This is a genomic window from Variovorax boronicumulans (assembly GCF_009811375.1).
In the GTDB taxonomy this organism is placed as follows: domain Bacteria; phylum Pseudomonadota; class Gammaproteobacteria; order Burkholderiales; family Burkholderiaceae_C; genus Variovorax; species Variovorax boronicumulans.
The window spans coordinates 23,511-44,196 of record NZ_BKDH01000002.1; the positions used below are offsets into that span (position 1 = coordinate 23,511).

Consider the following 20,686-nt stretch of genomic DNA (forward strand, 5'->3'; position numbering starts at 1 on the left):
GGCACGCGTTAATGCTGGTTGCCCTCCTGAGAGGAGGGCATTCGCTGAAAAGTCCGCGCGTCGCTTCCGCCACGCGACTCTTAGAACGTTGCCTTTTGGCAACGTTTTTCTTGGGCGTTGGCGGTTGCTCCTCCGGAACTTCAGCCATGCTGGATTCAGCTCGCCTGCTGTATCGCGGTGAGTCTGCAGCAACCCAGCCCAATTTCAATCCCAGCTATCGGTACCTGCGGGCCACCGTCGACGGGCGCGTCCTTTACATGGTGCTCGGCTACATTGACCAGCGCGCCGAAGGGCCCGTCGAGGTTTGGTACAGCGGCACGGGCGAGGTCGTCCGACTTCTGAATGGTCAACTGGTCGGCACGACCGGGCTGTCCATCGACTGGCGCGACGTTCGACTTGCCAACCCACCCGCCTGGCAAGCTCACACTGCCAACACCACGCAGACCTACGCGCGCGAACGCGACCTGATGCCCGGCTATCGCTTCGGCATTCGCGACGATATCGCGCGCACATCGATCGCGCCGCCCACCGACAGCGCGCTCGCCGGCGCGCCCGCAAGCTCCTTGCGTTGGTATGAAGAGCGCAGCGTCTCCCGCCCTGCGGCAGCCTCCGTTCCTCCCGCCCGCTTCGGCGTTTCATTTACTTCTGGCGCCCCTCAGGTCGTGTATTCGGAGCAATGTATTTCCCGCGACCTCTGCATGAGCTTCGAACAGTGGACACCCCCCACACCAGCAGCCGGCACCGCGGCGCGCGCTGGTACATGAGCCCCCTCTTTCTGCGAGCCATCAGACCTCAGCATTGGCCCCGTCGAACGGCCCTTGCCTGCGCGTTGATGGCGAGTCTTGGCGCGCTGGCGGAGCCGTCGCAGAGCGCGGCGACCGTCGAGCCCGCAAATGATGCCGAGGTGCGCCCCGGTGAGAGACTGAGCACCTGGTTGTTGCGTCAGCCCGAAGGCACCGCAGCGCCCGGACTGGCATGGCGCGTACCGCAGGAACGGCTGGCCCAGCAGTTCCTGAAGAACACCCTGCTCGTGCGCCTCGAGGCGGCCAGCAGGCGCGCACCGCGCCCCGAGCAACTCGATCGGCTGAAGCTCATCACATGGCTGCAGAACCTGCCGATCACCGGCCGCGTGGCGCTGGGCATCGTGGACCCCCGCTGGCTGCAGGCGCACCCGGATCAAGACCCCGTGCTGTCGGCCGGCCAGCAGCTCATTGCGCCCTCCCCGCAATTGAAAACCATCGCGGTTGTCCGCCCCAATGGCGAGTTGTGCCACGTGGCGCACGAGGCCGGTCGGACCGCTTGGGACTACGTCATCGCCTGCGCCCCCAACACGACTCACGATTGGGCATGGGTGGCGCAGCCCGATGGCCGAACGTCCCGCGTGGGCATCGCCCCCTGGAACGGCCACCCCTCCGATGAGCCGGCACCCGGCGCATGGATCTGGGCTGCGCCGCGCGGCATGACTGAACTGGTTGACGCATCGGAAGGCATCATCAAGTTCCTGGCGACCCAGGGCCCTTCGCCTCAGACAGCGGCGCTGGGCACCACCACCGCCGCACTTGCAACAGCCAAGCCGGCCGCAGCAATCACTACGTCCATCCCGCCGTCAGCTCCGCCGGAAAGCGTCATCTCAGTGCGCCCCGACGCATCGGCCCCGCAATACAAGGCGCCTCGCACAAGCAGCAACGACTGGGGCGAAACCGGCCTGCTCCAGACGCCGACGGCACGCATGGGCGAGGCCGGCGACTTCCGCACGTCGATCAGCCACGTGTCGCCCTATACGCGGCTGAACGTGATGTTCCAGCCGCTGGATTGGCTGGAGGCCGGCTTTCGCTACACCTCAGTCAGCAACCGCACCTATTTCGCCAATACCGCTGGTCAGAGCTACAAGGACAAGAGCATCGACGTGAAAGTACGGCTGCTGCGCGAATCGGCCTATGCACCTGAATTGGCGCTGGGCTTTCGCGACCTCGGGGGCACCGGCCTCTTCTCCTCCGAGTACCTGGTCGCCAACAAGCGCTATGGCGATCTCGACTTCAGCCTCGGCATCGGCTGGGGGTACCTGGGCAGCAGCGGGAACATCCGAAATCCATTGCTCGCACTGAGCAACCGCTTCAGAACCCGCTCCGCCAGTTCGTCGACGGGTGGCGAAGCAAACTTCAACTCCTTCTTCCGAGGCCCTGCAGCCCTCTTCGGCGGCGTCGAATGGCGTACCCCCTGGGATCCCTTGACGGTCAAGCTCGAGTACGAAGGCAACAACTACAAGAACGAGCCTCAGCAGAACAACCAGGTTCAGCGCTCGCCGTTCAACATCGGACTGGAATATCGCTACTCACCCGGCGTCGCCTTCACCGCCGGCCTGGAGCGCGGCAACAAGGTGATGGTGGGCCTGACCCTGTCCACCAACATGGCGAGCATGCGGGCCAGCAAGCCCGCAGATCCGCCGCCACCCCGCTTCACGCCGGAGGCGCCGGCCAACCCACCCGGATGGGCCACCACCGCGGCGGAGATCCAGGCACGCACCGAATGGACCGTGCAGCGCATCGCGCCGCAAGGCGACAGCGCGCACGTCTGGATCACCGAAAGCCACACGGTGTACCGCGAGGCCCGCGTGCAGCAGGTCATTGCCGTCATGCATCGCGATGCACCGGCGTCGATCAAGCACTTCATCCTTCATTACAACGAGCGCGGACTGGCGCTGCACACGCAGGTCGTCGATCGCAGCGAGTGGGTGACGGCGCACTACCAGGCACAGACGCCCGCAGAACTGCGCGCGACGGACCAGCGTGACTACGCCCCGCCGCGCGGCCGGACCGAGGACGGGCTCTACGTGCCGACATCGTCGCAGCGCGCACCCACTGATACAACCGCCACCGCATCGTCCGACGAGACGCCGGCCATGGCGCCGTGGGAACGGCGCACGGAAAGACTCACCTTCGGCCTGACTCCGAGCTTCTCGCAGATCCTCGGTGGCCCTGATGCCTTCCTGCTCTATCAGCTTGGCGTCTCTGCCACTGCGGAGTACCGCTTCACGCCGAGCACCTGGGTGAACGCCGCGCTGAACTGGCGCCTGATCGACAACTTCGACAAGTTCACCTACACGGCGCCCAGCAACCTCCCGCGCGTGCGCACCTACCAGCGCGAGTACGCAACGACCAAGCGGTTCACCATGCCGGTGTTTCAGCTGACCCACGTGGGCCGGCTGAACGAAGACCAGTACTACAGCGTCTACGGCGGCGCGCTCGAGTCGATGTTTGCCGGCGTGGGCGCCGAATGGCTCTACCGCCCGTGGCGCAGCAAGTTTGCCTTCGGCATCGACATCAACCACGTACGCCAGCGCGACTTCGCACAGGACTTCGGCCTGCGCGACTACAAGGTCAATACCGGCCACGCCACGCTCTATTGGGACACGGGCTGGAACGGCGTGCAGGCCAGGATCAGCGCGGGCCAATACTTGGCAGGCGATCGCGGCATCACCCTCGACATCAGCCGCCGCTTCGACAACGGCGTGACGATCGGCGCCTGGGCCACCAAGACCAATGTGTCCGCCGCACAGTTCGGCGAAGGCAGCTTCGACAAGGGCATCTACGTTTCCATTCCCTTCGACGCCTTGCTGCCGCGCTCGAGCAAGTTCACGGCGAACTTTGCCTGGGCTCCACTGATACGGGATGGCGGTGCCAAGCTGGGACGGATCAACCCACTGTTCGAGATGACGTCGATACGGGATCCGAAGGCTTTCAGCTTCTCGCCGCCCGACGACAAAGCACCCAAGGCGGGGGACAACATCCTCGACTTCAAGCGGGCGCAGTAGGCGCCACAGGCTGAAAACAAAAGAGCCCCGATCCGGGGCTCTTTTGTTTTCAGCATCACCCCAGTGAGTCGGGGTGGGAAAAAATGAAGCAGTCTATCGAATCAGATTGCCACGGCAATTTGATTCGGCGCGGATGGCTGGTTGGCCTCGCCCACCTGCGCAGCGCCGACTGCCGCTGCGATCGGCAGAGCACGGTCACGCACACGGTGACGCTCCACATGCACCCAATCCACCACCTCCGCATGGGGCCGATAGCCGGGCAGCATCTGCGTCAGCGTCTGCTTCAGCATCGGTACATCGCTGCTTTCGAGTGCCGCATTCAGCGTCTCGAATTGGCGCCAGAGCTCATTCCAAGGCAGGCAGGGATCGTGTGCCTTCATGACACGAGGATGCGCTGTAGGCATCGCGCTGTCACCAATCAGGAGCTCTTCATAGAGCTTCTCGCCGGGCCGCAACCCGGTCACCTGGAGTTCGATATCGCCATCCGGCGAACGTTCGTCACGGACCGTGCGCCCCGAAAGCTCCACCAGCCGACGAGCGAGGTCGATGATCCTTACCGGTTCGCCCATGTCGAGCACGAAGACATCACCGCCCTGCGCCATCGCACCCGCCTGAATTACCAGCTGGGCGGCCTCGGGAATGGTCATGAAATAACGCGTGATGTCTGCATGCGTCAGCGTGATCGGGCCGCCCGCCTCGATCTGCTTGCGAAACAACGGCACTACTGAGCCACTGGAGCCGAGCACGTTGCCGAAGCGGACCATCGAGAAGCAAGTATCGGAACTCTGCTGGGCCAGCCCCTGCAACGCCATTTCGGCGACCCGCTTGCTGGCCCCCATGATGTTCGTCGGCCGCACGGCCTTGTCGGTGCTGATCAGGACAAAGTTGGGGACCTTGCACTCCATGGCAATACGCGCCGTCGTGAGCGTGCCCATCGCGTTGTTTCGCACACCCTCTGCCGGGTTGTGCTCGACGAGCGGCACATGCTTGTATGCCGCCGCGTGATAGACCGTGTCAGGGCGCCAGGCGCGCATCACTTCACGCAGCCGCGCCGCATCGCATACCGAGGCGAGCAGTGGGACGACACGTACGTTCGGCGCCAACTGCTCCAGCTCCTGGTGGATGCCATAGAGCGCGTATTCGCTCAGCTCTACGAGCAGCAGCGTGGAAGGCGACAGTTGAACGATCTGCCGGCACAGCTCACTGCCAATGGAGCCACCGGCCCCCGTGACCAGCACCACCTGACCACGGATGTGCTTGTGCAACAAGTCGGCTACCGGCTCGACCGGATCCCGCCCCAGCAAATCTTCGATGTCGACTTCAACCAGATCATTGACCTGCACCTTGCCGTTGGCCAGATCGAGCAGCCCCGGGAGCATCCGTACATGCAGATGCAATGGCAGCAACTGGTTCAGAATTTCCACGCGGCGCCCGCGGCTGGCTGAAGGCATCGCCAAGAGCACGTCTGTGATGCCCCAACCGGCAGCGTTGTTACTGAGCCAATCCGAAGACTGAATACGCAGACCGTTGATCGTGTTGCCTTGGAGGTGCGGAGCATCATCAACAAAAGCCCGAACCACCATGTCCCGGCTCTGCGCCAGCGCAGCAGCAAGCTGCAAACCCGCACTTCCCGCACCGTAGATCACCACTTGAGGCAGTTGCTTGCGCTGCAGCGCGCTCATGTAGAGACCGCCCAACCAGTAGCGCGCAAACATGCGCGAGCCAGCGATCGCCAAGAACAAAAGCAGTGGCACCAGCAAACCGACCGTGCGCGGCACCCCTCGCACGCCGACCACCGAAAAGATCAGCGCATAGCCGAGGCCAAACAACACGCACGCGCGCACGATGGCCATGACTGCAGCCGTGCCCGCATAGCGAAAGATGGCTCGGTAGAGCCCGAAAACCACAAAGAGAGGAAGCGCAAAGGCAACAGCAACAGCGACGGCTGACCACTGAACGCCACGCGGCGTCATCCACTGCTCGAAGCGAAAACTGAATGCCAACCAGACACACAGGACGCAGAGCATTGCATCGACCCCTAGAGCCAGCATGCGCTTCATGGGGCGCGGCAAAGCGAGCAAGGGCGCAGCCAGACGATTGATCACACTGAAAACTCCTGCGGCGCTTGGAGTGCGCCGCGCTGCAACAATTGTCCGTGAAGGGTACCCACCCCTCCCCCCCAATTCAGGGGATTCGCGACACTCACAATGTCATTTTTTGTATCTTCTGCATCGACATGACTTTGGTCATAGGGCGGCTGATCAGCCCATTCGATCAGTTGCCCCGTTGGCAGCAATGGCCGATTCAAGCCCAGAGTGCTTGCTGCCTGCCCACATCCGCGAGGCAGTAGGCGTCAACGCCCTGACTACAATGCCGAGGGCGTGCTTGGTCATTCTTCGGCTCTCTTGTTTAGATGGCGCGATCCAATCGCTCGACGAAGAACAAATGGTGAGGACATTTCGGCATGACATGTGATTCATGCTGGATATGAAGCACACGGCACGCAATACGCTGAATCTGACAATAGAGGCACAAGCCTTCGCAGGGAGCCCAAGTCTCATGAAATCTGTTCTGGTGGTATGCATTGGCAACATCTGCCGTAGTCCGATGGGGGAAGCACTGATTGCTGCAGCGTTGCCGCAGGTTCAAGTCGCGTCAGCGGGAACTGGGGCCTTGGTCGGGCACCAAGCAGATCCGATTGCACGCAAACTCATGGCTGAACGTGGCATCGACATCGAGGCCCACCGGGCACGCCAACTTACAGGGCAGATGTGCCAGCAGGCCGATCTCATTCTTGCGATGGATGAAGCCCAACGGATTCACATCGGGCAGCGCCATCCGTTGACCCGAGGCAAGCTGTTTCGCCTAGGCGAAGTCGCACGCGTTGACATTCCCGATCCGTATCGCATGGGCCGTCCGGCCTTCGAGCACGCCCTGCAACTCATCGCTGACGGTGCCCAAGCTTGGGCCGAACGCATCCGCAAACTCTCATGACTCCTTCTGCTTCCACTTCGGCTCCCGCCACAGCATTCGCGCGCGACGATGACGACGATGCAATTCATCTGTCCGAGTACTTCGATATCTTGCTCGACCGAAAGTGGCTGGTGGCCGGCGTTACTGCCGTCGCTCTCGTCATCGGTACGGCCTACGCGCTCCTGGCTACACCGATCTATCAATCCAACCTTTTGATTCAGGTTGAAGACTCCGCTCCGGACGCGAAGAACTTTCTTGGCGACACCGCCAACCTCTTCGATGTAAAAACGCCAGCCACAGGCGAAATCCAGATCATCCGCTCGCGAATGGTTATCGGAGGAGCCATCGAGGCAAAGCAGCTGTACATTGATGCTCAGCCTCGCTACCTTCCGTTCATCGGCGAATGGCTCTCAAGGCGCGCCAAGGAACTGTCAAGCCCGGGCTTTCTTGGCATGGGAGGGTACGTTTCTGGCACAGAAGCGGTCAACATTGCCAAGTTTGACGTGCCTTCCACGTTCGAAGATCAAAAGCCTTTCACGATCACCGCGCTAGCCGGCGATCAATACTCGCTGAGCCATCCCGATCTTGCCGAACCATTGACCGGCACTGTCGGCAAGGTACTCAACCGACAGGCTCCCGAAGGTGCCATCACCTTGGTGGTATCGCGACTCGACGGCAAACCCGGTGCCGAATTCTTGGTCTCGCGTGCATCGTTGCTCACCACCGTCGAAGACCTTCAAAGACGTCTCCAATTGGGGGAACAGGGCAAGCAGTCGAACGTAATCAGTGTTTCGCTCGAAGACAGCGACCGTGATCGCCTCCGGAGCACACTCAACGAAATCGGCGCTCAGTACGTCCGCCAAAACGTTGAGCGCAAAGCCGCCGAGGCCGAAAAAACCATTGAATTTCTTGACCGGCAGCTGCCCGAATTCAAGCAGCAGCTCGAGGACTCGGAAGACGCATACGCGCGTTTTCGCAACCAGAACGGCACCGTCGCCTTCGATGAAGAGGCCAAGGCTGCCCTGACCATGTCGGTGCAGCTGCAAACCAAGCTGCTGGAGTCCCAACAACTGCGACGTGAACTGCTTTCGCGCTTCACGGAGAGCAATCCAAAGGTCCGAATGATCGATGGCCAGATCTCAGCCATTCGCCATGAGATCGAGGGCCTCGAGACCCGTGTCAGTGCCATGCCAGCCGTGCAACGTGACGCCTTGCGGCTCGAGCGCGATGTGCGCGTCAATGGCGAGCTCTACAAGTCGCTGCTCAATAGCTCACTGCAACTGCGCCTTGTGAAGGAAGGCAAGATCGGCAACGTGCGACTGCTCGATACCGCTGTCGAACCGAAGAAGGCCGTCAAACCGCAGAAGCCCTTGGTCGTCGCGCTTTCCCTGGTGCTCGGGTTGTTGACCGGCGTGGCCTTTGCCATTGTCCGAAGCAAGCTTTCAAGTGGCATCCAGAACCCGCAAGAAATTGAGGAACGTCTCGGCCTCAATGTCTATTCCGTTGTGCCATTGGCACTCGAGCAGGAAACGATACTGGAGCATATTGCCGGCGGCGCGAAGGGTGTGCAATTGCTGGCTGTGACCTCCCCCGAGAGCCTTGCCATCGAGAGTCTGCGCAACCTGCGTGTGTCTCTGCAATTGACTTTGATGGAGACCAGCAACAATCGCGTGCTTATCACCGGGGCCACGCCTGGTGTGGGCAAGAGTTTCGTCTCCGGCAATTTCGCCGTCATCATGGCGCAGGCCGGCAAGCGTGTTCTGTTGATCGACGCCGACCTACGCAAGGGCCACCTTCAAAAGGCCTTCGGCTTGCCGCGCAAGGGCGGCTTGGCCGATGTACTGTCGGGCGAGATGACACCCGAGCAAGCGATTCATGCTCAAGTGGTCCCCAATCTAGATGTCCTGACAACAGGCGCCTATCCGTTCAACCCCGCGAACATGATGCTGTCGTCCACATTGGGCGAACTGCTGAATGACTTCTCGGAACGCTACGACCTGGTGGTGATCGACAGCCCACCAGTGTTGGTGGCTGCCGACGCCGCTGCAGTCGCGGCACATGCAGGTGCCGTGCTGCTGGTTGCTCGCGATAACCTGACCCAGTTGGGTGAGTTGAATGAGAGCGTCAAGCGCCTTGCGCATGCTGGCCAGCAAGTTAACGGCGTGGTCTTCAATGGCATGGACCTTTCGCGCAGGCACTATGGCAGCTATGGCTACAAGTACGGTGGCTACCGTTACACCGAGTACAAGTACAAAGAAGCCGGAGTGGCCTCGGAGTAATTAACAGGACGCTGCAGGGGCACCAATTTCCATTGGGCCTCTTCAGAGAACCTCTGCAAGACAACGAAAATCAGCGAACTGCTTGTCGCTGAGCCAGCCACCACGTCAGCAGCGCGAACATCTCCCCGACAAGCAGGCCCAGGCCATCGGCCCAGAGGTCGCTCCATTCAGCGTAGCGATCAGGCGTGAAAGACTGCAGTATCTCGATGAGCGCACCGTAGGCCAACAAGCAAAACAGCCGCAGCCATATACGCCCCGGCCAAGCCTTGTGCGCCAGGAAGGCCAATATTGCGAAGGCCAAAACATGATTGCTCTTGTCCCAGCCGGTGGTGGGCATGGGGGTCGAGGGAGGCGCGAGCGACAGCGCAAGAATCGCACAAACACAGGCCCAGAAAGCCCAGACGGATAACAAAGCGATCTTCGAATTCACCTGTTTACGCTCTTTCAGGCTCGGATAGCACGGAAACTACCTCAGACATCGACCACTTCGCCCGCTCGCAGCACGCGCCCAGCGGGGACTTTAACCCCATAGGCAAGCGCCGAGCCCACAGGCATCCAGGCAGAACGTCCGAGCACACTGCCTCCAGCCATGCCCGCATTGACACCGAGATGGCCGAATGACTCCACCATGCAGTCATGATCGACAACGGCGCCACAGTTGACGATCACGCCTTCACCAAGCTGAGCCCCGGTTCCCACGATAGCCCCAGCCATGATTGCAGTGCCCTCCCCGATGGTGGCCGCAGGTGACACCATGGCTGCGGGATGGACCACTATCGCCAGCGCCAATCCCTGCGCCTTCACTTGCTGATGCGCCGCCTCACGCAATACGTTATTACCGATCGCCACGATCACCGCATCGATTCGCCCGCGGCAGTCGGCCAGCATTGCCGTTGCACCCCAAACCGGACAGCCGCACAAATGATGCTGCGGCGGCTTGGCCGCGTCGTCCAGGAACGCTGTCAATGCATAGTCCTGCCCGAGCAATGCGGCCTCGGCAACGGAACGTCCATGGCCGCCCGCCCCAATGATCAGCAAGCGCTTTTTCAACTGCTTCCCCATATTCAGTGCGTCACACCCTCGCGCCTCAGCACCTTGACGAAAGTGAGCCACAGGATGCGAATATCAAACCAGAACGAGCGACGCTGAAGATATTCAACGTCGAGCTGGACTTTGGCTGGGATAGGCAACTCATCGCGCCCATTCACTTGGGCCCAGCCCGTCAGGCCCGGCACCAATAGGTGGACACCATACTGCATCCGCAGATCGATAAGATCCTGCTGATTGAAGAGTGCCGGACGGGGTCCAACAAAACTCATGTCACCGATCAAGATACTCCAAAGTTGCGGCAGTTCGTCGAGACTACTTTTGCGCAAAAAAGAGCCAATAGGCGTCAAGTACATATTGGGATCAGACAACAAGTGTGTGGCCACTGCCGGCGTGCCAACACGCATGCTGCGAAATTTAGGCATTCTGAAAATTTGATTGTTGCAGCCAACGCGACTAGACCAATAGAGCACCGGCCCTCGCGAAGTAAGACGCACAGCGAGTGCAACAATCACTAATGGGAATAAAAATATGCCGCCACTACATACAGCCAAGAAAAAATCAAAAGCTCTCTTCATTACAGTATTGCCACAACTTTGCGCAACCCCTCATCAACTGATAAGGGAGGGACCCATCCAAGAAGCTTCCGTGCCTTGCTGATATCAATCTGCAAATTGCCGCAAATTTTTTGCAACATCGCCCGGCGGCCCACTAGAAAGGCCAGCCCCTCCAACAACCACATCGGTACTGGCAGTAACCGGGCGGGCCGATCAAGCACCGCGCCCAGACTACATATCAATTCCGTCGTGGATAGGTCTTGAGCATCACCTGTGAGAAATACCTGATTGGCTGCTGCAGGGTGCAAGATGCAGCAACTTATGAAGTCGATCAAATTATCTAGTGCCACCAAAGTGCGTCGATTCTCAATCGCGCCCAACGGAAGAATGACTCCTTTTTTAATCGCAGAGACAAGCCGATTAAAATTTCCGGGCGCACCGGGTCCGTACACCATAGGAGGTCGAATAATTACGAAATTCGTACACGAGGGCTTAAGCAAATAAGTTAGCCGTTGCTCAGCCTCCCACTTGGATATTGCGTAGGGCTCAATAGGTGCAGGCGTATCGACCTCTGTAAATGGCCGCGAACTCTGACCTCCCAGAACTCCAATAGAACTTACGAATATAAAACGCTGGACACCTGTCATAGCCGCTTGCTGAGCGAGATTCAGTGTTCCATCAACGTTGACCTCCCGGAATGCGCGAAGAGGGTCGTGAGTCGATTCCCGTTGTATATGAGCGCGCCCAGCCAGATGCACAACTACCTCCACGTCTTGGAGCGCCGATTGCCAGTCAGTATGAGCATCAATGTTCGCTATCGGCACAAAATGGGCGCGAGCATGCATGCTCACAGTACGCCGGCCGGCACACACTACCTGGTGATCACGAGCAATGAGATATTGCACCAAAGCTTTACCAACAAAACCGCTGGCTCCCGTGATCAACACCTTCATAACCGAACCTCATCAATCACAGATTGATAAATCGCCATGGTGCGTCCTTGCATAATTTCAAACGAAAAATTCTCCTCATAATGAATTCTTGCGGCTCGCCCCATCGAAATTCTTCGTTCTCTGTCATGAAGCGCAGCTTTTAGGCTTTCAATTATTTTGACCTCATCACCTCGCTCCACCAAGAATCCCGTAACTTGATCAACCACCAATTCAGGAATCCCCCCTACATTAGAAGCGACCACGGGAAGTCCCCCACGCATCGCCTCAATAATTGTCAACGGAAGCCCCTCCCATTTAGATATCAAGATCAACACATCTGATGCGGCGATTCTTCTATCAACGTCACGGCAAAATCCTGAAAAAATAACTCGCCCAGTCAAACCAAGCTCCTCCACAAGCTCTCGACAACCTAGCTCCAGCGGGCCATCCCCAACCATTTCTATAGACCATGGCTGGTCTTTTATTTTCGCCAAAGCCCGCAAGAGCAACGAGTGGTCTTTTGGTTCTTCGAAGCGAGCCACCATAATTAACTTCACAATTTCGTCAACCGATTGCTCCGCTGCGGGAAACTGAACGTCACGAACACCGTTTGGGATCGCCACCAGTAGTTTTGAATCACCAACTCCCTGTCGCAGCGCCAAATCACGATCATAATTTGAAACCGTAATTATTCTCTTTGTGATTTTTGCTAAAGCGGCCTCAATAATTCGATAAATCTTTCGTTCCCAGCGAGGTACACCATCTGTGAAAGCCCAGCCATGCGCCGTAAAAATGGCTGGCACCTTTTTCAGACGTGCGGCTATTCTTCCCAGGACTCCGGCCTTTGACGAATGCAAATGAACAATATCGGGAGAAAAATCTTCAAAAATACGCAAAATCTCCCGTATTGCTTGAAAATCGTAAAAAGGGGAAATTTCTCTGACAAGGAATTTTAACGACTGCACCGCCAGTCCTTTTCTCTCCGCCAGTTCGACAAAAACACCGTTGCCGCCGACCAGAATCAATACTTCGTGACCCAAGGCCACCATCCCCTCAGCCAAATCCAGTAAATGTACGCTGGCCCCCCCTAGCGCGTCCGAGCGGGTGATGATATAGAGAATTTTCATACGCCTGATTCTTTATATCCATCCGGATTGGTGAGCTGCCACCGCCACGCATCAGCCATCATTTCATCTAACCCGCGTTCGGCCCTCCAACCCAACTCTCGAAAAGCCTTGCCTGGATCCGCCCAGCATTGCGCGACATCCCCCTCACGTCTTGGCACAATAACGAAGTCAACTTTTCGTCCACATGCACGCTCAAAAGCAGAAATCACTTCCAACACCGAATACCCGCGCCCAGTCCCTAAATTCCAAGTAGAGAGACCCGATCTACGGCCCACCGCCTCAAGCGCGCATAAGTGACCGGCCGCCAAATCTAGCACATGGATATAGTCTCGAACCCCCGTACCATCCGGGGTTGGATAATCATTTCCAAATAGTTGCAGAGCCTTCAAGCGTCCGACCGCGACTTGGCTTATGTAAGGCAACAGATTATTGGGAGTGCCATTTGGATCATCACCAATAAAGCCGCTTTTATGCGCCCCCACTGGATTGAAATAGCGCAACACCGCGATTCCCCATCTACCCTCCGCGTCAGCCAGATCTTGCAGTAGCTCTTCCACCATGAGCTTTGACCGGCCATAGGGATTTGTTGGCACCCCCGTGGGGCTATCTTCGCTCAAAGGCATTTCATTTGAATCACCATAAACCGTAGCAGAAGAACTAAATACAAGCCTATAAATCCCAAATTCAGCCATCGCTTGGCATAGCTGCAAGGTTCCGGATACGTTATTTAGATAGTAGTTCAAAGGCTGTCGCGCACTCTCTGCGACCGACTTTAGCCCAGCAAAATGCATGACCGCTTGAATTGGGTATTTCAAGAACAAATTGCGCAAACATGCGCCATCACGAACATCACCTCGTACAAAAGTCGGTGCCCGACCCGCAAGCTGCGCGATTCGAGATAGCACAACAGCTGAGCTGTTGGAGAAATTATCTAAAACTACCACGCTATGTCCGGCCTGCAGCAGGGTCAGCACGGTATGTGAGCCGAGGTAGCCCGCGCCGCCCGTCACCAAAATGCTCATCTTGCCAACCATTAAGGGTCCTTTTCAATGCAAAAACTCTAAAGGATAAATCCCAATCAACAACTACCAAGTTCCCCTATTAGTCTATCCTCTCGCTACTCCATCCCTAACCGAACGTCCGCCAAAGAATTGCAAAGCCATTCGATATACAAAAAAAACAACCATCAAAAATCCAACTATCGCGATCAATTTCTTAAAGACCAAGAGTCCGCCGAAATCTCCGGTGAATACCGCCAGCGTTGGGATAAGCAGCGAGGTACATTTTTTTGAATTTGAAATCCCAACTCTAAAAATTCGAGCAAAGAAAAAGATTGCAATGTAGGCAATAAGGCAATAATTAAAAGCAACAAGGAACGGCGAGATATAGATCAAACCTTCTCCACCAATTGCGAGCGCCTCACCAATGAAAAACGAATTCATCACGCCAATATCTTGCAGATACATTCCATAGCCGCCTGTCAGCATCATGAGGTCTTTAGAAAAGGATTCTCGATTGAAAATCATTCCCGAAAATGGAATCTCATTTATGATGTAAGAAAAATCATGCAACCGCAAAGAAAATTGCTCATACGCACCTTGAATTTGCCCGACCCCTAACCGCTCAACCAAATACAAAACGATCTCGACTTCATCAAGGGTCGGAAATTGTATTTTCGTCACAAAATAAATCAACAGAAGAGGGCCAAGAACTAAAAATGGTGCAGCAAGGAGAACCTTCCGAGGATTCATTTTTGAATTCGTCAACCGCCCCAAAAAATACAGGATCAGCATAGCAACAAGAGGCGCCTTATCTCCCTGCAGGGTGGCCGAGTAAACAATCAAAAACATATAAAGACACCATCTGCTTCTCCCAATTTTCTCACCTATCAACCCCAGCAGTATCGCGAGCAATGTATAGGAAAATCGCATGTACCCAATCGCAAACGAAGGTGCCGATATCTCGTATTTATTCTCTAGTCGAATTTGAAGAAGATCTAATCCCGAAGACAAATTGGCTATGAAGGCATGTTTTGCGCCGAAACCATGCACGACTGCCACCAAGAAGAGCGTCAAAATGGCCGAGGAATGTAAAAGCCAAATGAAGTTCCTTGATTCAACGAGAGTTTCCTCACGAATAGATTTTCCGAAGAGCAAATATTTTTTAAAAATCGTCTTAGAAAAAAATCCGATGGCGAGAAAAAGTAGTGAAGCCGCGATCATCACTATCGGCGTAGTCTCTTCTATCGATCTTTCGGTTATATAAAATGTATTGAAAGCGTAAGGCCCGAAGATCTCGTATAAAAAAGCTCCAAGCAGCACCAAAAGGAAGATTTCCCGCCCAATGAGTACGCCGCCAAATCTATTTCTCTTCAAAGAAAACTCAAATATAGTCCCCTTTAAACAGGCGCGAAATAAATAAATCACCATCAAGAGGAGAGAAAAAATCAATAAGAGGCGCACAATGTTAAGTACTAGTTAATTAGAAAATCCCGCCGCCAATCGAAGTTTTAGGAAAACTTCAAGATCGCATGCATTTGATACTGCGTGCCAGACGAACAAGAACAAGGAGATGGGCCTTCACCCTGCAGTAAATAGGCGCCGAAAGCTCTAATCGACGTGGCCCTTATCACCTGTCGCTTCTCAATTGAGTTCCAACTGCCTTACTCTTGACAGTTTTCTGTATTACACGGTGTCAACTTTTTGGTACACCACACAGGGACTGCTTCCAGCCTCTCCGCCTATTCGCAAGTCCCGCCTTTCAAAAAATTCGGCCCCCTACCGAATCACATGCAGGGCGAACACAGCCTTCACCACGACCGCAGGGCTCTGATCAGCAATCCACCATTCGAGAGTTCAGCGGTGTGGGCACCATACCGCGTCCGACACGAGACTGGATGGATTCGTGCGCTATAGCAATACGACCGTCACATGGGGCTTTCTATTTCCCTGGAAAACAACTTCTCAAGGCTCCTCTCGTCCTTCGCGCGTGCGTGGCGGACCGCAACTCCTCGCGGCCGTGATACTGACCCGCCTCCCAGTATCACGAGTCGCGGCGCAAGCACCCTTATTGCACAAGCCTACTTGGCGCGGAAATACCTCTTGAAGATCGCTAGCAATGTCGCAAGAAAGAACTTCCCCTCGCCTCTTAAAAGAAATTCTCGAAGCATAAAACCGGCGACCTCCGCGTAGCCCAAAGGGTTGCCTCGCGCCTGATCACCACCAATTCTGTACCTTATAAGAGGCTGATCAATATTTCGAAAAATAAAACCTCTATCCGTCGACGCCCTAAGCCAGAGGTCGTAGTCCTCAGACATAAACCCTCCCAAATAGCCTCGAAGAGCGATAATCGACTTTGCGCTAATTGCACAGGCCGGATGGATCATCGGATTTCTACGCCAAAGGCCAGATCGAATTCCGCGATTGTCACAAGGAAATTGCGAAACCCCAATCTCCTCATCTTGCTCATTGATCAAGATAGCCGCCCCTCCGAGTACGTCGGGATAATTTAACTCTCTTAAATATTTTTTTGTAATAGCCAGCCTATCAGGAAGGCAAACGTCATCCGCATCAATTCGCAGAATGTAGCCATCTTTTATCAAATTAACGCCGAAATTCAAATTAAAGGCCAGCTGCCCGATCGACGTTCTATGCAGACTCAATCGAGAATCTTCGTAGCTAGCCAAAAAATCCCACAACTCGTCATCGCAATTATTTGCAACAATAAAAAACGAAAAATCAGTGCATGTCTGCTCAAGAACGCTTTCAATGGCAGCCGCCAAGAAAGGACCTTTTCTATTAACACACATGAGAAAAGAGAACTTCTCCATCGGACAACCCTTATTTCAAAGCAGTCGCTGTCAGCCACGCACTTAACTCCAGCAGGAGTTTCTTCTTCTCAATATAAGGACGGGCCTGATTTAAAATATCGCCACGATCCATCTGGACTATCTGGTCTCGAAATTCCAGAATCGCAGCAATATCAGGTCGGCCTTCCTTATAAAAAACACAACCCTCTGGAAAGATGTCTCTATGCCCGCCATAGATCGCCAATCCCTGGGCCAAATATTCTCTGCTTTTCAGCGGACACGCTTCTTTCATTCCATTTCGATGAAGAGCAAATGAAGATAATCCAACTTCCGCCACGGAAATCAGGTCCTCCAATTTCTTTTTTGTCACGTGTCCATGCAAAAAAATCCGCCTATCATTTTCTGCTCTAATGCGATCCTTTTCTTCAAGATGCCCGGCGATATGCAGTACAAAGTCAGCCTTCGATTTTTCGATACTATCCAGCAATAAATCCAAGCCATGCCAACGGCTAAATTGGCTAGCGACAAAGATAAGCACAGCCACCTGATTTTTCGATTTTTCAACTTCCCGGCGAGAGACAGCAAAATCCTCCACCATCACGCCATTCGGGTAGCAGAAATTAGGCCTATCCCCCGCCTTTATCTTAGGGCGATGCTGTAGTATTTCTTTTGTGACACCGATAAATCCCGAAGATGCTTCGTGGTTACGTGCTCTACAAATGCGTTCTAACCCTATACGAAACTTATTCGCCACTCCACCCATTGCCCGCAGCTCAGAGAGCTCAAGAGTGTGATGCACCAAATAGACGGGTTTTTGACAACCAGAAATAAAGGCATGCAAAAAAGGGTCCGACGTGCTGTATCGCAATAAAATTACGTCGTATTTTTTAGACTCGGCTTTTAGCCAAGCATAATATTCCCTTCGAAAACTCATGTAATCACGAGCTCTTCGAAGGAGATTTCTTCTTTCGCCAGGCAAAACCTTCACAGAGAATTCGAAAATTCCCGCGCTTAGAGATTTGTGAGGAAGGGAGAAAATCTTGACAGTCCAATCAATCTCGAGTGCTTCCGCGGCGAGCTGCTCCCATCTCATTTGATTAATAATCCCTGAAGAAGGATTGAGCATTAAAGCGGAATGTAATACCTTCATGTCTTACGCAAGTTAAAGCTAAGATTCACCAGGATTTCTTAGACCACCGATCGTTAACCCTCGCATGGCCTCTGGGGAATAGAAAACCAAAAAAAATTAATACTTAGTCTCAAAGACCGCTCGCCCAAATCGAAAAAATCGTTCGGCCAAAATTAGATCGCAATAATATTTCAATATCTACTGCTCTTGCAAGTAAGTCGAGGGAGACAGGAAACCGAGATGAGCGTCATCGACCTTTCCTCAGAGGAAGTCGCCTGTAAGGATTTTCGATATTCTTACAGCACTAAGTCCATCCCCATATAGCTCAGCATCTGATTGAAAAGATGTGTCGCCATCAATTGCGTCTGAGATCCTCTTGGAATCTGCCCCTACTAGAGTATTAACTTGGTGTTCGACCAACTCCATCCATTCCGTTTCCTCTCTTAGCGTAATGCAAAATTTCCTATGGAAGTAGGCCTCTTTTTGAACCCCACCAGAGTCAGTGACGATAAATTTTGAATTAGCCTCAAGCCACATCATTTCCAAATATCCGACAGGTTCCGTCACATGAACGTTTGAAGGCAATGGCGCGCCGATTTTTTGAAGCTTCAGCCGAGTTCGAGGATGAAGCGGCAGAACGAATTTCACATTCTCGCTATCCAACCCTTTTAATATTTCTTTCAAATTTTGAGGGCTGTCCGTATTTTCCGCGCGATGAATTGTGCACAAAGCAAAGGCATCTTTCCTCAGCTCGGCTTGATCAAACCAGTCAGGTTTTTTAGCATGCTCTTTAAAAAGCAACGCGACATCATACATAACATCGCCTGTTCGATGGATTGCCTCCTTTGCGACCCCTTCTTTAATTAAATTTGAGCAGGCACGATCAGTTGGCGCGAACAATAGCGATGAAAGATGATCAGTAAGAACTCGATTTATCTCTTCTGGCATTTTTCTATTAAAGGATCGCAACCCAGCCTCAACGTGGGCCACCGGAATGTGAAGCTTTGAGGCAGCCAGACTTCCTGCCAAAGTGCTATCGGTGTCCCCATAAACAAGAACTCTGTCGGGCCTTTCCAACAGCATTAAGGCTTCCAATTTCTCAAGCATCCGACCGGTATTCTCACCATGGGTTCCACCTCCAATGCCCAAGTTGTGAGTCGGACAAGGTATACCAAGCTCCGTAAAGAAAACATCCGACATATTGGCGTCGTAATGCTGGCCTGTGTGAACCAGGACCTCTTGAACATTTGAATGCATCGAACTTAAAGCGCGAGAAATAACTGACGCTTTGATGAACTGAGGTCTAGCACCTATTACTGTGAGAATTTTCATTGATGACTCGCTTGGAAGGAGGGCTTAGTCTTTTTTTTCTTTACTCTCAAGGACGAAATTTCAGCTGAGTATTTTTTCAACACCATCCAGCGCGTAAAAATCGCAACGAAATTATTTGTTCGCCTCAGGTCAGAAGTACGCAGATCAGCGTAATAAAAATCTCTGGGAATATCAAACGCGGTAGAGTCTCGACGAGCAAGGAATTCGAGTGCCACCTTAAATATTGCAACAGTTCTAAAAACCCATTTATCCGGAAGCGAGAGCTTGTAAATTTTCTCCAAAATCCTTGTTAGCCTCCCCCCTCCGGGACGAGACATTGAAATACCCAATGGAGGAAACACTCTCACTTCCAAATAACGATTGTATAAACCCGATTTTCCTCGAAATCGGTAGGGCACAGAATACCAATACTCCATCAATTCGTTATCCCAAAGAGGCATTCTCCAGCGCAGCCCAAAATATTCATAAACCCGCAAAGAATTTACAACATATTTTGCAATTTTATGCTGAGCAAAAAATGCGTCGTTGCATTGAATTATTTCCTGGGCATTCAATCTTCCACAATTCGGATCAATTCGAATCAACTCCTCTAATATGTGCTCTATCACCTCATCAGGGATTTCATCGAAAAAAGGTATTTTTAGATACAGCTGGGAATCAACGACATGATTGAGCAGTCCCTTGCGCAGCAGCAAATCCTCTCGACCAATCTTGGCTTCAAACGGAACATAGCTTCCACCCAAAAAATCCCCACAAAACCCGGGAGCAACGACGGCTCCCTCTTGAATGATGCCAAGCGAAATCAGCTCGTTCAGTGCGATGAACTCTTGGTAATGTGGCGTAGAGGAGCACAAATGCGAGTAATTTAAATAATCTGCGTGCTTCCTAGAATTCAAAAAATCCTTGTACTTCTCCTCTGTGTATTCAACAAAATGCCATTGCATTCCGAGTCGCTCTGCAATTATCTTTGAGCGGGAGACCTCAGGGCTCGAAATGGTTCCATAGGTATAGGCAACTGTATTTTTGTAGCCTGCCTTCGCCACTAGTGCCGCGATATATCGTGAGTCGTACCCCCCACTCAACGGGATGACTAATTGACGCCCTTCTAGTGAAGTGATTAAGCGATTAAGCCATCTTTCACTAATTTTATCGAGCCGATCAAATTCCACTTCATCTTCTGAGATCTCAACTATGGGATTTTTATGATCGTAGTATTGAATTGACTTCAATCCTTTTTCTTTAAATCCTTCCGCTTCGAAGATTATTTCCCCTGGTCTTAATTGAAAAACCCCTTCCAGCAAGGTGGACGCCCCGATCGTAAAGCCACTCAACATATATTCGTCGAGCGACCTGAGAAGCGGTTTTGGAGTTTCTTTTAAATTCTCGACAACTTCGCGAGGGTCATCGCTGACCAAAAATTCGCTACCAGCGGAATAGAAAAGGGGAATTGATCTAAGTCGATCAACGGCGATGAGATTCATCCCCTTAGCCTTGATCATCAACGCAAAGGAACCGTTCGCTTCTTTTATTTTTGCGATAATTTCGGCGGCATTATTGAAATTTGAAAAATAACCACATGCTTCGCTAGCCCTATAAAATCTCCCACACTTATCAAAGAAATGTCCTTTGAAAAAGATGCCGTTTGCGATAACCCAGCTATCGCCTCCGCTTCTTAGGTTTAAAACGTGCAT

The 20,686-nt window shown here is 53.8% G+C and carries 16 protein-coding genes; 4 read left to right on the plus strand and 12 right to left on the minus strand.

The window, feature by feature from the left end:
- The first annotated feature begins 146 nt into the window (after positions 1 to 146).
- Together VHAB30_RS20020 and VHAB30_RS20025 are read left to right on the plus strand one after the other, a co-directional pair.
- Positions 147 to 764, plus strand: a complete 618-nt coding sequence (locus VHAB30_RS20020; protein ID WP_159278400.1) for a YjbF family lipoprotein — start codon at positions 147 to 149, stop codon at positions 762 to 764.
- Positions 761 to 3,811 (plus strand): YjbH domain-containing protein, encoded by a 3,051-nt coding sequence (locus tag VHAB30_RS20025; RefSeq protein ID WP_159278663.1) that lies wholly within the window; start codon positions 761 to 763, stop codon positions 3,809 to 3,811. The genes VHAB30_RS20020 and VHAB30_RS20025 overlap by 4 nt, the downstream gene beginning before the upstream one ends.
- Before the next feature lie 101 nt (positions 3,812 to 3,912).
- Here the strand turns inward: VHAB30_RS20025 and VHAB30_RS20030 are convergent, their stop codons facing one another.
- On the minus strand, positions 3,913 to 5,871 hold the full coding sequence (locus VHAB30_RS20030; RefSeq protein WP_235926867.1) for a polysaccharide biosynthesis protein: 1,959 nt from the start codon (positions 5,869 to 5,871) through the stop codon (positions 3,913 to 3,915).
- Between the two features lie 499 nt (positions 5,872 to 6,370).
- Between VHAB30_RS20030 and VHAB30_RS20035 the strand changes: the two genes are divergently transcribed.
- Both VHAB30_RS20035 and VHAB30_RS20040 read left to right on the plus strand, forming a co-directional pair.
- Positions 6,371 to 6,805, plus strand: coding sequence for a low molecular weight protein-tyrosine-phosphatase (locus VHAB30_RS20035; RefSeq protein WP_159278664.1), 435 nt, complete (start codon positions 6,371 to 6,373; stop codon positions 6,803 to 6,805).
- On the plus strand, positions 6,802 to 9,063 hold the full coding sequence (locus VHAB30_RS20040) for a polysaccharide biosynthesis tyrosine autokinase (protein WP_159278402.1): 2,262 nt from the start codon (positions 6,802 to 6,804) through the stop codon (positions 9,061 to 9,063). Before VHAB30_RS20035 ends, VHAB30_RS20040 begins: the two co-directional genes overlap by 4 nt.
- A gap of 70 nt (positions 9,064 to 9,133) precedes the next feature.
- On the opposite strand, the gene VHAB30_RS20045 is transcribed toward VHAB30_RS20040, so the two are convergent.
- The 11 genes from VHAB30_RS20045 to VHAB30_RS20095 all read right to left on the minus strand — a co-directional run bounded on the left by VHAB30_RS20045 (position 9,134) and on the right by VHAB30_RS20095 (position 20,686).
- Positions 9,134 to 9,493: a VanZ family protein gene (locus VHAB30_RS20045; protein WP_235926868.1), complete on the minus strand. Its 360-nt coding sequence runs from the start codon at positions 9,491 to 9,493 to the stop codon at positions 9,134 to 9,136.
- A 41-nt stretch (positions 9,494 to 9,534) separates the two neighbouring features.
- On the minus strand, positions 9,535 to 10,125 hold the full coding sequence (locus VHAB30_RS20050) for a PglD-related sugar-binding protein (RefSeq protein WP_159278403.1): 591 nt from the start codon (positions 10,123 to 10,125) through the stop codon (positions 9,535 to 9,537).
- Positions 10,126 to 10,127: 2 nt separating this feature from the next.
- Positions 10,128 to 10,688: a sugar transferase gene (locus tag VHAB30_RS20055; RefSeq protein WP_159278404.1), complete on the minus strand. Its 561-nt coding sequence runs from the start codon at positions 10,686 to 10,688 to the stop codon at positions 10,128 to 10,130.
- The gene (locus VHAB30_RS20060) at positions 10,688 to 11,620 is read right to left on the minus strand and encodes an NAD-dependent epimerase/dehydratase family protein (protein ID WP_159278405.1); all 933 of its coding nucleotides are present in this window, start codon (positions 11,618 to 11,620) and stop codon (positions 10,688 to 10,690) included. The genes VHAB30_RS20055 and VHAB30_RS20060 overlap by 1 nt, the downstream gene beginning before the upstream one ends.
- A complete protein-coding gene (locus tag VHAB30_RS20065) occupies positions 11,617 to 12,726 on the minus strand; it encodes a glycosyltransferase family 4 protein (RefSeq protein WP_159278406.1) in 1,110 nt (369 codons plus the stop codon). The genes VHAB30_RS20060 and VHAB30_RS20065 overlap by 4 nt, the downstream gene beginning before the upstream one ends.
- A complete protein-coding gene (gene galE / locus VHAB30_RS20070) occupies positions 12,723 to 13,760 on the minus strand; it encodes a UDP-glucose 4-epimerase GalE (protein WP_235926869.1) in 1,038 nt (345 codons plus the stop codon). Before galE ends, VHAB30_RS20065 begins: the two co-directional genes overlap by 4 nt.
- 72 nt (positions 13,761 to 13,832) lie before the next feature.
- Positions 13,833 to 15,155, minus strand: a complete 1,323-nt coding sequence (locus VHAB30_RS20075; protein ID WP_216850746.1) for a hypothetical protein — start codon at positions 15,153 to 15,155, stop codon at positions 13,833 to 13,835.
- A gap of 650 nt (positions 15,156 to 15,805) precedes the next feature.
- Positions 15,806 to 16,555: a glycosyltransferase gene (locus tag VHAB30_RS20080; protein WP_159278408.1), complete on the minus strand. Its 750-nt coding sequence runs from the start codon at positions 16,553 to 16,555 to the stop codon at positions 15,806 to 15,808.
- Positions 16,556 to 16,565: 10 nt separating this feature from the next.
- Positions 16,566 to 17,684 carry a glycosyltransferase family protein gene (locus VHAB30_RS20085; protein WP_159278409.1) on the minus strand — a complete coding sequence of 373 codons (1,119 nt, stop codon included), beginning with the start codon at positions 17,682 to 17,684 and terminating at the stop codon, positions 16,566 to 16,568.
- A 240-nt stretch (positions 17,685 to 17,924) separates the two neighbouring features.
- A complete protein-coding gene (wecB, locus tag VHAB30_RS20090; protein WP_159278410.1) occupies positions 17,925 to 18,995 on the minus strand; it encodes a non-hydrolyzing UDP-N-acetylglucosamine 2-epimerase in 1,071 nt (356 codons plus the stop codon).
- On the minus strand, positions 18,992 to 20,686 hold the full coding sequence (locus VHAB30_RS20095; protein ID WP_159278411.1) for an asparagine synthase-related protein: 1,695 nt from the start codon (positions 20,684 to 20,686) through the stop codon (positions 18,992 to 18,994). The genes wecB and VHAB30_RS20095 overlap by 4 nt, the downstream gene beginning before the upstream one ends.

Excerpts from the sequence above, each read along its gene's own strand:
- VHAB30_RS20075 (WP_216850746.1), bottom strand. The coding sequence starts at position 15,155 with ATGGTGATTTATTTATTTCGCGCCTGTTTAAAGGGGACTATATTTGAG.
- VHAB30_RS20065 (WP_159278406.1), bottom strand. The coding sequence starts at position 12,726 with ATGAAAATTCTCTATATCATCACCCGCTCGGACGCGCTAGGGGGGGCC.
- VHAB30_RS20085 (WP_159278409.1), bottom strand. The coding sequence starts at position 17,684 with ATGAAGGTATTACATTCCGCTTTAATGCTCAATCCTTCTTCAGGGATT.
- VHAB30_RS20080 (WP_159278408.1), bottom strand. The coding sequence starts at position 16,555 with ATGGAGAAGTTCTCTTTTCTCATGTGTGTTAATAGAAAAGGTCCTTTC.
- VHAB30_RS20050 (WP_159278403.1), bottom strand. The coding sequence starts at position 10,125 with ATGGGGAAGCAGTTGAAAAAGCGCTTGCTGATCATTGGGGCGGGCGGC.
- VHAB30_RS20040 (WP_159278402.1), top strand. The coding sequence starts at position 6,802 with ATGACTCCTTCTGCTTCCACTTCGGCTCCCGCCACAGCATTCGCGCGC.
- VHAB30_RS20035 (WP_159278664.1), top strand. The coding sequence starts at position 6,371 with ATGAAATCTGTTCTGGTGGTATGCATTGGCAACATCTGCCGTAGTCCG.
- VHAB30_RS20025 (WP_159278663.1), top strand. The coding sequence starts at position 761 with ATGAGCCCCCTCTTTCTGCGAGCCATCAGACCTCAGCATTGGCCCCGT.
- wecB (WP_159278410.1), bottom strand. The coding sequence starts at position 18,995 with ATGAAAATTCTCACAGTAATAGGTGCTAGACCTCAGTTCATCAAAGCG.
- VHAB30_RS20055 (WP_159278404.1), bottom strand. The coding sequence starts at position 10,688 with ATGAAGAGAGCTTTTGATTTTTTCTTGGCTGTATGTAGTGGCGGCATA.
- VHAB30_RS20020 (WP_159278400.1), top strand. The coding sequence starts at position 147 with ATGCTGGATTCAGCTCGCCTGCTGTATCGCGGTGAGTCTGCAGCAACC.
- VHAB30_RS20030 (WP_235926867.1), bottom strand. The coding sequence starts at position 5,871 with ATGAAGCGCATGCTGGCTCTAGGGGTCGATGCAATGCTCTGCGTCCTG.
- VHAB30_RS20095 (WP_159278411.1), bottom strand. The coding sequence starts at position 20,686 with ATGCACGTTTTAAACCTAAGAAGCGGAGGCGATAGCTGGGTTATCGCA.
- galE (WP_235926869.1), bottom strand. The coding sequence starts at position 13,760 with ATGGTTGGCAAGATGAGCATTTTGGTGACGGGCGGCGCGGGCTACCTC.
- VHAB30_RS20060 (WP_159278405.1), bottom strand. The coding sequence starts at position 11,620 with ATGAAGGTGTTGATCACGGGAGCCAGCGGTTTTGTTGGTAAAGCTTTG.